This is a genomic window from Streptomyces sp. NPDC005866, from assembly GCF_040629895.1.
Classification (GTDB): domain Bacteria; phylum Actinomycetota; class Actinomycetes; order Streptomycetales; family Streptomycetaceae; genus Streptomyces.
Genome location: NZ_JBEXWP010000013.1, coordinates 200,641 through 215,358, shown reverse-complemented (window position 1 = coordinate 215,358; position 14,718 = coordinate 200,641). Strand labels below are relative to the sequence as shown.

Genomic DNA, 14,718 nt, shown 5'->3' with positions numbered 1-14,718 from the left:
GCACGTGGGCCTTGTCGTGCAGAAGTACGGAGGCTCCTCCGTAGCCGATGCCGAGGGCATCAAGCGCGTCGCCAAGCGAATCGTGGAAGCGAAGAAGAACGGCAACCAGGTGGTTGTCGTCGTTTCCGCGATGGGCGACACGACGGACGAGCTGATCGATCTCGCCGAGCAGGTATCCCCGATGCCTGCCGGGCGTGAGTTCGACATGCTGCTGACCGCCGGAGAGCGTATCTCCATGGCACTGCTGGCCATGGCGATCAAAAACCTGGGCCACGAGGCCCAGTCGTTCACCGGCAGCCAGGCAGGCGTCATCACCGACTCGGTCCACAACAAAGCCCGGATCATCGACGTCACGCCGGGGCGGATCAGGACGGCGCTCGACGAGGGCAACATCGCCATCGTGGCCGGGTTCCAGGGCGTCAGCGCCGACAAGAAGGACATCACCACGCTGGGGCGCGGCGGGTCCGACACCACGGCCGTGGCGCTGGCCGCCGCGCTCGACGCCGAAGTCTGTGAGATCTACACCGACGTCGACGGTGTGTTCACCGCCGACCCGCGCGTGGTGAAGAAGGCGCGGAAGATCGACTGGATCTCCTTCGAGGACATGCTGGAGCTCGCCGCCTCCGGTTCCAAGGTGCTGCTCCACCGCTGTGTGGAGTACGCCCGCCGCTACAACATCCCGATCCACGTCCGGTCCAGCTTCAGCGGACTCCAGGGCACGTGGGTCAGCAGCCAGCCGATTGGGGACAAGAAGGTGGAGCAGGCCATCATCTCCGGTGTCGCGCACGACACCTCCGAGGCCAAGGTCACGGTCGTCGGTGTCCCGGACAAGCCGGGTGAGGCCGCCGCGATCTTCCGGACCATCGCCGATGCCCAGGTCAACATCGACATGGTCGTGCAGAACGTGTCCGCCGCCTCCACTGGCCTTACGGACATCTCCTTCACGCTGCCGAAGACCGAGGGCCGCAAGGCCATCGACGCGCTGGAGCGCAACCGGCCGGGCATCGGCTTCGACTCGCTTCGGTACGACGACCAGATCGGGAAGATCTCGCTGGTCGGCGCGGGTATGAAGACCAACCCGGGCGTCACCGCCTCGTTCTTCGAGGCGCTGTCCGACGCCGGTGTGAACATCGAGCTGATCTCGACCTCCGAGATCCGTATCTCGGTCGTCACCCGCGCCGACGACGTGCCGGAGGCCGTGCGCGCCGTGCACACCGCCTTCGGGCTCGACTCCGACAGCGACGAGGCCGTGGTCTACGGAGGCACCGGCCGATGACTGCGAAGCCGGCGCTCGCGGTCGTGGGTGCGACCGGGGCCGTCGGCACGGTCATGCTCCAGATCCTGTCCCAGCGGGCTGACATCTGGGGCGAGATCCGCCTGATCGCCTCCGCGCGCTCGGCCGGTCGCAAGCTGACCGTGCGTGGGGAGGAGGTCGAGGTCGTCGCCCTGTCGGAGGAGGCCTTCGACGGGATCGACGTCGCGATGTTCGACGTACCCGACGAGGTGTCCGCGCGCTGGGCGCCCGTCGCGGCCGCCAGGGGCGTGGTCGTCGTGGACAACTCCGGGGCCTTCCGGATGGACCCGGAGGTGCCCCTGGTGGTGCCCGAGGTCAATCCGCACTGCGCCCGCAACCGGCCGCGCGGGATCATCGCCAACCCCAACTGCACCACCCTGTCGATGATCGTCGCCCTGGGCGCGCTGCACGCCGAGTTCGGGCTGCGCGAGCTGGTGGTGTCGTCGTACCAGGCGGTGAGCGGGGCCGGGCGGGCCGGCGTGGAGACGCTGCGGGCCCAGCTGTCGATGGTCGCCGGTACGGAGCTGGGGACCAAGCCCGGTGATGTGCGGCGGGCCGTCGGGGACAGCACCGGGCCGTTCCCGGAGCCGGTCGCGCTGAACGTCGTACCGTGGGCCGGGTCGCTGCGGGAGGACGGCTGGTCGTCGGAGGAGATTAAGGTGCGGGACGAGTCCCGCAAGATCCTCGGGCTGCCGAAGCTGCCGGTCGCGGTGACCTGTGTCCGGGTCCCGGTGGTCACCACCCACTCCCTGACCGTGCACGCCCGGTTCCAGGGCGAGGTCACGGTCGACGGGGCCTGGGAGATCCTGGACACGGCCCCGGGCGTCGTGCTCTTCGACAATCCGGCCGCCGGGGAGTTCCCGACCCCCGCCGACGTGGTGGGCACGGATCCGACCTGGGTCGGGCGGGTGCGGCGGGCCCTCGACGACCCGACCGCGCTGGAGCTCTTCGTCTGCGGGGACAATCTCCGCAAGGGCGCCGCACTGAACACCGCGCAGATCGCCGAGTTGGTGGCGGCGGAACTGACTGGCCGTTCAGGTATGGCGGAGTTTGCGTGAATAGTCGGTGACCACGGTAAATGCCGCGAGTGGGAGCGTGCCCACAAGTAGGATCTCCATAATAAATGTGGCCCGGAGCATGGTCCGGACCTCTTGAACCCGGACCCCTCGGCGTTCGAAGATTTTCCTCCCCGTCCTCCGCAACCAAGCGGACGGCGGGGAGCGTCTTTGCGGTCGCCCTCTTACTGGGCGCTTACGCGGCCGGCCTTCGGGCCGTGGGGACGCATGATCCTGGCGTGGGGACGCCGTGATCGGGGCGTGGGGACGCCCGTTCATATGGGACATAAGGGAAGAGCGGGACGCATGACGGCATGTGAGACACCGTCGGGTGCACTGCCGGACGCGCGGAGAACGGTGTCGACCGTGCGGGCCGGCCGACCCGGCATGCCCGGCGTGAAACCGCCCGGCGCGCCCGACACGAAACTGATGCCCGGAACGTACAACCCCTACGGGGGTCAACGTGTCCAACTGGCGTGGCAGAGGTACTCGAACTCAGTGCGCCCCGCGGCGCGACGGCTTTGCGGCCGCCCCGCGCGGGCGGGCGCTCCCGCATGCCCGGCGCGGCCGGCGGCATGCCGGTGATCGCGCCCATGCCCGCAGCGCGGCCCACCCGCATACCCAGCCAGCGCGACGGCGCGGACGAGACGGCGGCGGCCGGTACCACCGTCGACCACCTCACCGAGACCTACCGGGCGCACTACCGTTCGCTCCTCGGCCTCGCCGCGCTCCTTCTCGACGACACCGCCTCCTGCGAGGACGTCGTCCAGGAGGCGTTCATCCGCGTCCACTCGGCCCGCAAACGCGTCCGCGACCCGGAGAAGACCCTGGCCTATCTCCGCCAGACGGTCGTCAACCTCTCCCGTTCCGCGCTGCGCCGCCGCATCCTGGGCCTCAAGCTCCTCTCCAAGCCCATGCCCGACATGGCGAGCGCCGAGGAGGGCGCCTACGACCTGCTGGAGCGGCGTGACCTGATCAAGGCGATGAAGGGCCTGCAGCGCCGCCAGCGCGAGGTCCTGGTGCTGCGCTACTTCGCCGACATGACCGAGGCCCAGGTCGCCGAGACGCTCGGCATATCGCTGGGCTCGGTGAAGGCGTACGGCTCGCGCGGCATCGCGGCGCTACGGGTGGCGATGGAGTCGGCGGCATGACGGACAGCCCCGAGGGAGGCGACTCACATGATCGCCACGAGCCCTACGCTTGGCACGAGCCGACACAGGACGGTGCGCCGCGCGACGGACGCGAGTCGCACGGTTCGGGTGAGCCTCACGGTTCTCCCGGCTTGGGGGAGCCGGCGCGGGATCAAGGGCCTGCCGGCCGGCGAGAGCCGCCGCGAGACCACGAGCAAGAGCACACGCAATCGCACGCTGGGAACGGAACTGTGAACCACGGCCCCGACGAAAAGGGCCCCGAGGAGCCCGGACAGGGCTTTGAGGGGCTCGGCCCCGGCACCGACGGGCTCGGTGCCGACGAGCTGGCCCTGCGCCGCATGCTGCACTCCGCGGTCGACGATCTCGCACCGCGCGACGGCGCCCTGGACCATCTGCGACGTGCGGTGCCCGCCCGCCGGGCCCGCAAGCGCCAGGCCGTCGTCGGCATGGCGGCCGCCGCCCTGTTCATCGGCACCGCGATCCCCGCCCTCGTGCATGTCTCCAACTCCGGCGGCACCGACCCCAACACCTCCATGGCCGGCCAGGCCTCGCAGGCCCAGGGCGGCTCCGCCGGCGGCAAGAACCCCGACGGCGGCGCCAGCACCGCGGGCGGCTCCAGCGGCCAGGCCACCGGCCACCACCCGGGCGGCACCAAGGCCCCCGGCAAGGGCGAGAGCACCGGCCCCGTCACCGGCACCAAGGTCGTCCCCACGGCGAGCGCCGACACCATGGCCCCGGTCTGCGCCTCGGCCCAGCTCTCCACCCCGACCTCCACCGTCGAAGCCGCCGACTCGACGGGCGTTGTCTACGGCACCTTCCGCGTCGTGAACGTCTCCACCACCAGCTGCACGGTCGGCGGCCCCGGCAGCGTCGGCGTCCTCGCACAGGGCGCGGCCGACCCCACCAAGATCAGCGCGGTCCGGCATGTCTCGGGCGACGCGGCGGCCGGGCTCCCCGACCCGTCCACCGAGCTCACCGGCCTGGTCCTGGCACCGGGCGCGGCCTACGAGGAGAAGTTCGGCTTCGTCCCCCTGGAGACCTGCCCGACCAGTGGCTCCAGCACCGGTTCCACCGACACCGGCGGCACCACGGCCTCCCCGAGCCCCTCCGTGGACCCCGGCAGCAGCACCGGTACGACCACGGGGCCGGCCGGCGCCACTCCCCAACTGCTCACCGCGGACGGCACGGCCGACGGGAGCATCGCGGTCTCGTACACCCCGGAGGCCGGGTCCCCGACCGGCTCCGCGACGGTGCCGAACGCGTGCGCCGGGACGGTCTACTGGAGCGGGGTCCTGCCGGCGGTGTGACGCCGTCACCGGCCGCGGTCGGGCTTGCCGACTGTCAGACTGTCGCGGTCGGGCTGTCAGCCCGTTGCGGTCGGCTCTCAGAGCGTCGCGGACGGGCTCTCACACCGTCGCGGTCGGCTGTCAGACCGTCGCGGACGGCTGCCGGGCTTCCTCGTCCGGAACCAGCCCGAGCGCCGCGTCCCGCGCGAACTCCACCTCGCGGCGCAGCAGTCGGAACCACATGAACACCACGAACCCCGCGAACACGAACCACTCGCCGGTGTAGCCGAGGTTCTGGAACGCCTTCAGATCGAGCCCCGAGTTGTCCGGCGCGGCCGCCGGAACGGCCGTCATCCCCGAGTCGGCCTTGTCCAGCGTGATCCACGCGTCGTACACCCGGTACGGCACCAGGTTCACCAGCGAGGCCGCGCTGATCGCCGCCGTCTGCCCCGTCGGCAGCCCGCCTAGGGCGCTGACGCCGTTGTCCCCAGGCGTCTCGGAGGCCTGCAGCGCGCCGGTGACGGTGACCTCGCCGGCGGGCGGCGCGGGCGCCTTGGCCGCGTCGGCCCTGCCCGGCAGCCAGCCGCGCACGACGGGCAGGGCCTGTCCGGAGTCGGTGCGCAGCAGGGTCAGGACATAGAAGCCGTCCTTGCCGTCGAGTTGCCGGCCGGGCACCAGCAACTGCTTGGCATACCGGCCGGTGACGGTGGCCCGCTTGCCGGAGGTCGACTGGTCGACGGGGAGCAGGTCGGCCAGTGGCCGGGCCGCTTCCGTCCTGGCGGCCTCGACCTGCTTGTCGGCGCTGCGGTGCGCCTCGACCCGCGACTCGAAGCGGCTCAGCTGCCAGGACCCCATGAAGACGCAGAACGGGATGGCGAGCAGCACGAAGACGTTGATGCCCCACCAGCGGGGTGTCAGCAGGAAGCGGTACACGCCTTCCACGGTACGGGGAGCTTCGCCGTGGACTGGGAGTGGGGTGGCCGACTCGCAAAGTTATCCACAGGCTGAGGACGGCCGCAGCGCGTTGTGGGCGGGGGCGGGCACTATGGGGCCATGACTGCGGCCATGAGTGAGAGCGAAATGCCGGACTGGGAGAAGCGCTTCCGCGCCCCTCGGGTCTCCCTGCCGGACTGGGCGGAGGACGCCCCCGACCGTTCCCTGTTCGTGTCGAACGCGACGGGGACGTATGAGCTGTACGCCTGGGACCGCGCGAGCGGGGAGCAGCGCCAGGCGACGAACCGGCCGAACGGCACGACGGACGGGCTGCTCTCCCCGGACGGCGCGTGGATCTGGTGGTTCGACGACAAGGACGGCGACGAGTTCGGTGTCTGGCGCCGCCAGCCCTTCGGGGGCGGCGCGGACGAGGAGGCGACGCCGGGCCTGGAGCCGTCGTACCCCTCGGGCCTGGCGCTGGGCCGGGACGGCCGTACGGCGGTCGTGGGCCGCTCCACCGACGACGAGGGTACGACGATCTACCTGGTCAGAGCGGGGGAGGAGCCGCGGGAGATCTACCGCCACCACGAGTCGGCGGGCGTCGGCGACCTCTCCCAAGACGGCTCGCTGATCGCCATCGAACACACCGAGCACGGCGACGCGATGCACTCGGCGCTCCGCGTGGTCCGCCCGGACGGCATGCGGGTGGCCGAGCTGGACGACACCAGGGGCGGCGCGGAGGAACTGGGCCTTGAGGTATTGGGCTTCGCCCCGGTCGACGGCGACCCGCGGCTGCTGATCGGCCACCAGCGGCGCGGTCGCTGGGAACCACTGGTCTGGGACGTCGTGACCGGCGAGCAGACGGACCTGACCCTCGACCTGCCGGGCGACGTGAGCGCGGAGTGGTACCCGGACGGCAGCGCGCTGCTGATCGTCCACAGCCACAAGGCCCGCAGTGAGCTGTTCCGTTACGACCTGGCGACGCGTGAGCTGACCCCGATCCCGACCCCGGCGGGCTCGGTCTCCGGGGCCACGGCCCGCCCTGACGGAACCGTCGAGTACCTCTGGTCCTCCGCCGCCGAGCCGCCGGTGGTCCGCTCGACGACGGGCGAGGTGGTCCTGGACCCGCCGGGCATGAAGTGCCCCGCGTCGGTGCCGGTCTCGGACGCGTGGGTGGAGGGCCCGGCCGGCCCCATCCACGCCCTGATCCAGAAGCCGGCGGGGGCGGAGGGTCCGTTGCCGACCGTCTTCGACCTGCACGGTGGCCCGACCTGGCACGATAGCGACAGCTTCGCGGCGGGCCCGGCGGCCTGGGTGGACCACGGCTACGCGGTGGTCCGCATCAACTACCGGGGCTCCACGGGCTACGGCCGCGCCTGGACGGACGCGCTGAAGCACCGGGTGGGCCTGATCGAGCTGGAGGACGTTGCGGCGGTACGGGACTGGGCGACCGAGTCCGGCCTGGCCGACCCCGACCGCCTGATCCTGACCGGCGGCTCCTGGGGCGGCTACCTCACCCTCCTGGGCCTGGGCACCCAGCCCGAGTCCTGGTCGGTGGGCATCGCGGTCGTGCCGGTCGCCGACTACGTCACGGCGTACCACGACGAGATGGAGTCCCTCAAGGCGATGGACCGCACGCTGCTGGGCGGTACGCCGGAGGAGGTGCCCGAGCGGTTCGCCGCGTCCTCGCCGCTGACCTACGTCGACGACGTGAAGGCCCCGGTGTACATCTCGGCCGGCGTCAACGACCCCCGCTGCCCCATCCGCCAGATCGACAACTACGTCACCCGCCTGGCAGCCCGCTCGGCCCCGCACGAGGTCTACCGCTACGACGCGGGCCACGGCTCCCTGGTGGTGGACGAACGGATCAAGCAACTGAGACTGGAGATGGAGTTCGCGGAGAGGCACCTCATGCCTGCGGCGACAGCGCCGACGGACTGAGGCGGACTTCTCAGGGCCGGCGCGGCAGAGCGTCCGCGACGCCAAGCGCCCCGGCAGGGCGGGCGGGGCTGTATCAATGTGCGGCTACCGCCGCGTGGGCGCGCTGAGCCCCCAGCCATCTGCGCCGAACCCACCACCGCAACCCACCCACCCCCCTCTCAACCAAGCGAGTCGGGTGGGTGGGCCGGCGGCACCCGACGTCCGGACAACTCCGCCAGCCCCCTGCGAGTCGCGGCAACCACCACCCGGTCCCCGTCCCGCAGCAGATAGTCCCCGGCAAGGCCCTGCCGCCCCTCAAGCGCCAGCACCCGCCACGCCCCCGCCCGAAACGCCCCCTCCACGGTCCGCCCCTCCAACTGCGGATGCCCACCCACATCCACCACCGCCACCAGCAACACCTTCCGCTCCACCGGAATCGCCCCGAGAATCTGCCGCCCCACCATCGCCCCCGCGAAGGACGGCGCCGCCAGATAGGACACACTCCGGCTCCGGGTGACCGCATGCGGATGCGCGGCCCGCAGCGTCCGGTACACGGCCGTCGCGAAGTCGTCGTCGTACAGGCGCAGTACGGCCTTCAGGTCCGGCCGTACGGCCCGCGCGTACAGCACGGCCTCCAGATTCGTCGTGTCCGCGCTGGTCACCGCGAGCAGCGTCTGCGCCCGACGGATCTTGGCGGCCTCCAGGACCCCCTCCTGGGTGACATCCCCGAGCACCACCGGCACCCGCAGCCGCCGAGCCACCGCCAGCCCGCGGGCGTCGGGATCGGACTCGACGCAGACCACGGGAACATGCAGTTCGCACAGCCGCGTCAGCACCCGCGTCCCGATCTTGCCCAGGCCGAGCAGCACGACATGCCCGCTCAGCCCCCGAGGCGGCTTCCGCAGAGCGGAAGCGGTCCGAAAGGTACCGAGTGCCTCAAGCACCGCCGCCAGCAACACCGGCAGCAACAGCAACCCCATCAACCCGGACAGCAGCTGAAGGATCTGCCGCCCGAGCGACTGCCCGATCGCGGGATCGTCGATGGCGAACAGATCGAGGAGCGTGTAGTAGAAGGCCCGAACCGGATGAATGCCCGTCACCACCGACAGCGCGACCGCGAGCGCGACCACACAACCCACGAGCCCGGCCAGCGACCAACGCAGCCGCCGCGAGAACAGCGAGGCGAGCGGCGGCACGATCCCGATTCCGATCCCGATCCCGCCCCCGACCCGGCGCCCGGTCTGTGCCGCCGCCGCGGACGACGACACCTGCTCCAGCACCATCACGCCACGCTCACCCGCGGCCCGTACCTCCGCGTCGTCGGGCAGCAGCCGCGGCCCCTGCTCCCCGCCGCCCTCGACCGGTTCGGGACCGCCGTTGTTCGCCGAGAACAGTGCCAGCGTGCACAGCCCCTGGCCGGCGTCCCGTCCCGCGACGGCAGCACCCGGCGGCAGGTCCACGGCCCGCAGCACCAGACCGTCCTTCTGGATGACCTTGCCGGTCCCGGCGAGCGCGGTGGCGGCGAGCGCGGGCGCGGCGGTGTCGGCGTCGGAGAGTACGGTCGTGGATGTGTCGCCCCCACCGCCGTCCGCGTCGCCGATCGCCAACGCGGCCGCCTGGTCGAGGAGTTCCTCGATGTGCTGCCCCAACCGCCGGTTGTACAGCCGCAGCACGAGCCGCAGCCGGGGGTTCAGCCGCCGGGCGGTGAGGGCGGCCCGGATGTTGGTCTCGTCGTCGTCGTACACCAGCGCGAGCGCGGCGGCCCGCTCCACGCCCGCCTCGGCGAGCACGGCCTCGGTGGCCTCCACGGCCTCCAGCACCCGTTCCCCGCGCGGGCCCTCGCCGGTGACCGGGCCGGCACCACCGTTGCCACCGTTTCCGTTGGCCCGCCCGACGGCGGCGCTCACGACCCGGTCGAGCAGCGCGGCCGAGGCGGCCCGGGCCCGTCCGACCACGGGCGGCCTGGCGATCCGCTCGTTCGGCGGCACGACGAGGGTGACCTGTTCGCCGTACACCATGCGCAACTCGGCGGCCAGCCGGTGCGCGAGCCCGTCGTCCCCGCACACCACCATGGGCGCCGGGGCGCCACCACCTTGATACGGAACGCTCGCCACAAGGGAAGAGACTGCCTCAACGGGACGCATGGTTCCAGCGACGAATTGAACAGCCGCCGTTGACAGGCCGTAGTAGACGGGAAGGCCGAAAAACCACCGAACACACTCGAAGCCACCGAAGCTCGCTGTCGGACCACCGCGACACGAGAGAACTCAAGCCGAAGCACCCCCCACCAGAGCACCCAAGCCGAAGCACTCACGCCAGAGCACCGACGTGCCGGAGGTACCCGCCCCGTGGCCATCACCGAAAAAGCCGCCCCGCCCGGGCCCGCCGCCCACGACGAGCGCCCCGGCACCGGCGGCCGCCGCCCGGACCAGGAGGGCTGGCATCTCAGCTCCCCGCTGGCCCTGACCCTGCTGCTCCTCCTGGTCGTGGTGTTCCAGGGCCCGGTGCGCGGCGCGCTGTCGAAGCCGGTGATGCAGAGCTGGATGACGGTGTTCGTGGCGGTCGTCGTCCAGGCGCTCCCGTTCCTCGTCCTGGGCGTGCTTCTCTCCGCGGCGATCGCGGTCTTCGTGCCGCCGTCCTTCTTCGCCCGCGCCCTGCCCGGCCGCCCCGCCCTGGCCGTCCCGGTCGCGGGCCTGGCCGGCGCCGTACTCCCGGGCTGCGAGTGCGCCTCCGTCCCGGTGGCCGGCGCTTTGGTCCGCCGCGGTGTCACCCCCGCCGCGGCCATCGCCTTCCTGCTCTCCGCCCCCGCGATCAACCCGATCGTGCTGACGGCGACGGCGGTGGCGTTCCCGCGCAACCCCGAGATGGTGCTGGCGCGGTTCGCCGGCAGCCTGCTGGTGGCGTGCGGGATGGGCTGGCTGTGGCAGCGTCTCGGCCGCGCCGACTGGCTGCGCCCGCCGGCCCACGCGCACCGCGAGGGCGAGACCAGGGCGGAGGCCTTCTGGGACTCGGTCCGCCACGACACCATGCACGCGGGCGGCTTCCTGGTCCTCGGCGCGATGGCGGCGGCGACGCTGAAGGCGGTGGCCCCGGCGGAATGGCTGCGCACGGCCGCCGGCAACCCGGTGATCGCGATCCTCGCCCTGGCGACCCTGGCCGTACTCCTGTCCATCTGCTCGGAGGCGGACGCGTTCGTGGCGGCGTCCCTCACCGAGTTCTCCCTCACCGCCAAGCTGGCGTTCCTGATCGTGGGCCCGATGATCGACCTCAAACTCTTCGCGATGCAGGCGGGCACCTTCGGCCGGGGCTTCGCCCTGCGCTTCGCCCCGGCCACCTTCGCCGCGGCGATCACCGGCGCGGTACTGACCGCGGCGGTGCTGCTGTGAACCGGCAGGCCCAGGCGGCGGTGATGTTCCTGGTGGGGGCGGCCCTGGTGCACGCGGGCGCCACCGACCTCTATCTGCGCTATGTGAAGGCGGGCCTGCGCCCGCTCCTCCTGGCGGCGGGCGCGGTCCTGATCGTCTCGGCCCTGGCGACGGCGTGGTACGAGTGGCGCCGCAGCCGCCGTCATACGCCTGCTTCCACGGAACAAACCCACCCCGAACCCCGCATCTCCTGGCTCCTGGTCCTCCCCCTCCTGGCCCTGATCCTCATCGCCCCGCCCGCGCTCGGCTCCTACAGCGCGATGCGCGCGGGCACGGCCCTGCAACAGCCGTACGGCTACACGAAGTTGCCGACCGGCGACCCGATCCCGCTGAACCTGGTCGACTACGCGGGCCGCGCGGTGTACGACCACGGCCGCTCGCTCGACGGCCACAGTGTCCGCATCACGGGCTTCGTGGCCGTGGACACCGCCGGCACCCCCTACCTGGTCCGTATGGCCCTCAACTGCTGTGCGGCGGACGCCCAGCCGGTGAAGGTGGCCCTGACGGGGAAGATCCCCCCGGTCCTCCAGCCGGACGCCTGGCTACAGGTGACGGGCACGTACACCACCCGCCAGACCCACGACCCGGTGAACGGCGGCCCGATCCCGTTCCTCACGGTCACCGAGGCCAAGCCGATCCCGACGCCGGCCGACCCCTACGACGAGACCTGGAACAACTGACGGATCACCGGAAGAAGCCGGCCAGCTTCTCGACCGCCGGGGTGACGTACTCGTCCTTGTCGTAGAGGCCGACGTGTGTCGCGCCGTCGATCCAGAAGAGTTCCTTGGGGCCGGCGGCCGCCTGGAACGCCGCCACGCTCATCCAGGAGGTCACCGCCTCCCGCCCGGCGATCACGAGCAGCGGACGCGTGCCGAGCAGGCCGAGGGAGTGGAAGGCGTCGAAGGACGCGATGCGGTCGACGCTGTTCCAGGTCAGGGTCTCGGCCGAGCGGGGGTGGTGGGCGCGGGGGCTGCGGTAGTACTCCCACCCCTCGTAGACGTGCGGCCCGCCCGCCCGCGCCTCTTCTGCCGTGGCGGGGAAGAGCGGGAACCTCTGGACCTCATCGCCCCGCGCCTCGGCGCTACGCGCAGCGGCCGCCGCCGCCAGCATGCCCTCGATGACGGCGGGATCCTGACCGCCGTCGGCGCCGTTGCGGAACTGGCGGGCGATGTCGACGGCACTGACCGTGCCGACCGCCTTGATCCGCTGATCGGTCGCGGCGGCGGCGAGGGCGTACCCGCCGGAGGCACAGATCCCGAGCGCCGAGACACGGTCGGGGTCGGCCTCCTCCCGGGTGGTGAGGAAGGAGACGGCGGCCTTGAGATCCTCGACCCGCTGAGCGGGGTCCTCCAGACCCCGCGGCTCGCCCTCGCTCTCCCCCTGGTAGGCGGCGTCGAAGGCCAGGGTGACGAACCCCCGCTCGGCGAGCCGCCGCGCGTACAGCCCGGCGGCCTGCTCCTTCACACCGCTGCCGGGGTGGCCGACCACGACGGCGGGGCGCGGCCCGGTGGCGTCCTCGTCGGGGATGTACAGATGCCCGGCGATCTTCAGCCCGGCGCTGGAAAAAGTGACGTCAGTCCTCATGCCCCACAGGATCGCGCCGCGCGAACGGCCGGTACCAGGGAGGACCCTGCCTATGCACTCCAGTACCAGGCACCGGACGACCGGCCGGGCGGACACTGGACCCATGACGAGCCCCGGCGCCCCTGCCTCCGACAACGCACTGGGCCAGTTCCTTCGCGCCCGCCGCGCCGCCCTCACCCCGCGGCGGGCGGGCCTCCCGGACGACGGCCGGCCGCGGCGGGTACCGGGCCTGCGGCGCGAGGAACTGGCCCAGCTGGCACACGTGAGCGTCGACTATGTGGTCCGTCTGGAGCAGGGCCGCACCCACAGGGTCTCCCGCCCGGTCCTGGACGCCCTGGCCGACGCCCTCCAGCTGGCCCCGGACGAACGGGACTACCTCTTCACCCTCGCCGAGACGGCACCCGCGCCGCCCGCCCGCCGACCGGGTCACCCGGAAGTGGCCCCGCATCTGCGCCACCTCCTGTCCACCATGCCCGACGTCCCGGCGATGATCCTCAACCGCCGCATGGACGTACTGGCCTGGAACAACGGCGCCGCCGCCCTGCTGACCGACTTCGCGGCGGTGCCACCGGCCGAACGCAACCTGATCCGCCTGACCTTCCTGGACGAGACCTTCCGCGCCCTGTACGCGGACTGGCCGCGCTCGGCCCGCGAATGCGTGGCGGTCCTCCGTATGGAGGCGGGCCGGGCCCCGGACGACCCCGCCCTGACCGCCCTCATCGCCGAACTGGCCACCCACGACCGGGACTTCCGCACCTGGTGGTCCACCCACCAGGTCCGCGGCCCCCGCCAGCTGACCAAGACCTACCGCCACCCCGTGGCGGGCCCTCTCACCCTCGACGTCCACCAGTTCTCGGTGGACACCCACCCCGACCAGCAACTGGTCGCCTACACCACGGAACCCGACTCCTCGTCGTACGAGGCACTCCGCTTCCTGCTCCAGTGGTCGGCGACCCGGCCGGCCCGGGGAGCCCGGAACGGCTGAACCGTCAAGGCCGGGGCGGTGGCCGTCAGGTCGGATACGGCACGTAACAGTCCAGGGCCGGGTGGTACAGCGCCTGCCAGGTGCGGCCCTCGATGACTCCGCTCTCCGGGAGGCCGTGGCAGACCTGGATCCACTCGATCTTCTTCAGCATGAGGGTGCTGTAGACGCCGTTCGGGGCGAGTCGGGGCGGCTCGCCGCCCCATGCGTTGCTGAGGCACTGGGCCTGACTGACCGCCGCGCCGGAGTCGCCGTACGTGAGGGTCGGCCGGAGGCCCGACGACACGTAGGAGCAGTCGTGCTCGGCGGCGGCCGTGGCGGTGTGGGGCACGGCCAGACCCAGCGAGGCGGCCGCGCACAGCGCCGCGGCCGAGGTGAGCAGTCGGTTCCGTCGCATGCGGGCTCCTTCAAGGCCGACTCATGCCATGATCCGCGCGGGCGTCGACCTCCGCGACTCGGGCTCGCAGGGGAGAGACGGACGCGGGTTGGTGACGCGGAGGACCCGGTAGGCGCCTTGCCGTCGCCGATGAGGATGTCGACCTCGTGGTGCACGGACCGATCGGCGATCGAACCGGGGCCGCGAAGGCGATCGTGTCCTTCGGGCGCTTGGCGCCGGCCGAGGAGTCGCGGGCGAGGGTGCTCTCCGGGTCGCCCGTGCCGTCACCGATGGCGATACGGCGCCGGACCACGCAGCCGGCCTATGAGCCGCTGCTCACGCTCGCCGGCTCGGCCGCCGCATCGGCCGCCAACTCGCCCGCCGCATCGGCCGCCGTCCGAGGGCGCGAGATACGGCGGGCGCGCACGCTGACGATTCCGCCGAGCAGCGCCATCCCCAGGCAGCCGAGCACGATGACGGTGGACGACGCCTTCAGCATCGACAGGCCCGCCCCGGTCAGCAGGACGACCAGTGCCCAGCGCACCGCGCCGCCGGCGACCCGGCTGGAGATGACGGAGCCGAGCAGGACGCCGGGGACGGCCCCGCCATGGGGCGGACCTTAACCACCATTCCTATGGGAAAAGTATGGAACCGCGTGTTCCATTGCCCTGAGACCGTCCGCCGAAACCGGAGGCCGTCCGCTGAAACCGCC

13 protein-coding genes are annotated in these 14,718 nt (G+C 72.0%); 8 read left to right on the top strand and 5 right to left on the bottom strand.

The genetic code is table 11. The features are described 5' to 3' along the window. Positions 1-4 precede the first annotated feature (4 nt). The 4 genes from ABZ396_RS21255 (at position 5) to ABZ396_RS21240 (ending at position 4,807) form a co-directional block, all read left to right on the top strand. The gene (locus tag ABZ396_RS21255) at positions 5-1,276 is read left to right on the top strand and encodes an aspartate kinase (protein ID WP_358917711.1); all 1,272 of its coding nucleotides are present in this window, start codon (positions 5-7) and stop codon (positions 1,274-1,276) included. After that, positions 1,273-2,352, top strand: coding sequence for an aspartate-semialdehyde dehydrogenase (locus tag ABZ396_RS21250; protein WP_358917712.1), 1,080 nt, complete (start codon positions 1,273-1,275; stop codon positions 2,350-2,352). The genes ABZ396_RS21255 and ABZ396_RS21250 overlap by 4 nt, the downstream gene beginning before the upstream one ends. A 551-nt stretch (positions 2,353-2,903) precedes the next feature. Next, positions 2,904-3,500 (top strand): SigE family RNA polymerase sigma factor, encoded by a 597-nt coding sequence (locus tag ABZ396_RS21245; RefSeq protein ID WP_358917885.1) that lies wholly within the window; start codon positions 2,904-2,906, stop codon positions 3,498-3,500. Positions 3,501-3,730: 230 nt separating this feature from the next. Next, complete coding sequence (locus ABZ396_RS21240; RefSeq protein WP_358917714.1) at positions 3,731-4,807, top strand: hypothetical protein; 1,077 nt, start codon at positions 3,731-3,733, stop codon at positions 4,805-4,807. Positions 4,808-4,927: 120 nt separating this feature from the next. Here the strand turns inward: ABZ396_RS21240 and ABZ396_RS21235 are convergent, their stop codons facing one another. Then, positions 4,928-5,719 carry an SURF1 family protein gene (locus ABZ396_RS21235; protein WP_358917715.1) on the bottom strand — a complete coding sequence of 264 codons (792 nt, stop codon included), beginning with the start codon at positions 5,717-5,719 and terminating at the stop codon, positions 4,928-4,930. Positions 5,720-5,851: 132 nt separating this feature from the next. On the opposite strand from ABZ396_RS21235, the gene ABZ396_RS21230 reads away from it, so the two are divergent. Beyond that, the gene (locus tag ABZ396_RS21230; protein WP_358917717.1) at positions 5,852-7,660 is read left to right on the top strand and encodes a prolyl oligopeptidase family serine peptidase; all 1,809 of its coding nucleotides are present in this window, start codon (positions 5,852-5,854) and stop codon (positions 7,658-7,660) included. A gap of 158 nt (positions 7,661-7,818) precedes the next feature. On the opposite strand, the gene ABZ396_RS21225 is transcribed toward ABZ396_RS21230, so the two are convergent. Then, positions 7,819-9,711 carry an NAD-binding protein gene (locus ABZ396_RS21225; RefSeq protein WP_358917887.1) on the bottom strand — a complete coding sequence of 631 codons (1,893 nt, stop codon included), beginning with the start codon at positions 9,709-9,711 and terminating at the stop codon, positions 7,819-7,821. A 276-nt stretch (positions 9,712-9,987) separates the two neighbouring features. On the opposite strand from ABZ396_RS21225, the gene ABZ396_RS21220 reads away from it, so the two are divergent. Next, positions 9,988-11,025 (top strand): permease, encoded by a 1,038-nt coding sequence (locus ABZ396_RS21220; RefSeq protein ID WP_358917718.1) that lies wholly within the window; start codon positions 9,988-9,990, stop codon positions 11,023-11,025. Continuing rightward, positions 11,022-11,744, top strand: coding sequence for a TIGR03943 family protein (locus tag ABZ396_RS21215; RefSeq protein ID WP_358917720.1), 723 nt, complete (start codon positions 11,022-11,024; stop codon positions 11,742-11,744). The genes ABZ396_RS21220 and ABZ396_RS21215 overlap by 4 nt, the downstream gene beginning before the upstream one ends. Before the next feature lie 4 nt (positions 11,745-11,748). On the opposite strand, the gene ABZ396_RS21210 is transcribed toward ABZ396_RS21215, so the two are convergent. Continuing rightward, positions 11,749-12,648: an alpha/beta hydrolase gene (locus ABZ396_RS21210; protein ID WP_358917722.1), complete on the bottom strand. Its 900-nt coding sequence runs from the start codon at positions 12,646-12,648 to the stop codon at positions 11,749-11,751. 103 nt (positions 12,649-12,751) lie between these two features. Here ABZ396_RS21210 and ABZ396_RS21205 point away from each other — a divergent pair, with 103 nt between their 5' ends. Further along, positions 12,752-13,633, top strand: coding sequence for a helix-turn-helix transcriptional regulator (locus ABZ396_RS21205; protein ID WP_358917724.1), 882 nt, complete (start codon positions 12,752-12,754; stop codon positions 13,631-13,633). Positions 13,634-13,658: 25 nt separating this feature from the next. Here the strand turns inward: ABZ396_RS21205 and ABZ396_RS21200 are convergent, their stop codons facing one another. Next, positions 13,659-14,027, bottom strand: coding sequence for a peptidoglycan-binding domain-containing protein (locus ABZ396_RS21200; RefSeq protein WP_358917726.1), 369 nt, complete (start codon positions 14,025-14,027; stop codon positions 13,659-13,661). A gap of 301 nt (positions 14,028-14,328) precedes the next feature. Next, positions 14,329-14,550 carry a hypothetical protein gene (locus tag ABZ396_RS21195; protein ID WP_358917727.1) on the bottom strand — a complete coding sequence of 74 codons (222 nt, stop codon included), beginning with the start codon at positions 14,548-14,550 and terminating at the stop codon, positions 14,329-14,331. Positions 14,551-14,718 lie beyond the last annotated feature (168 nt).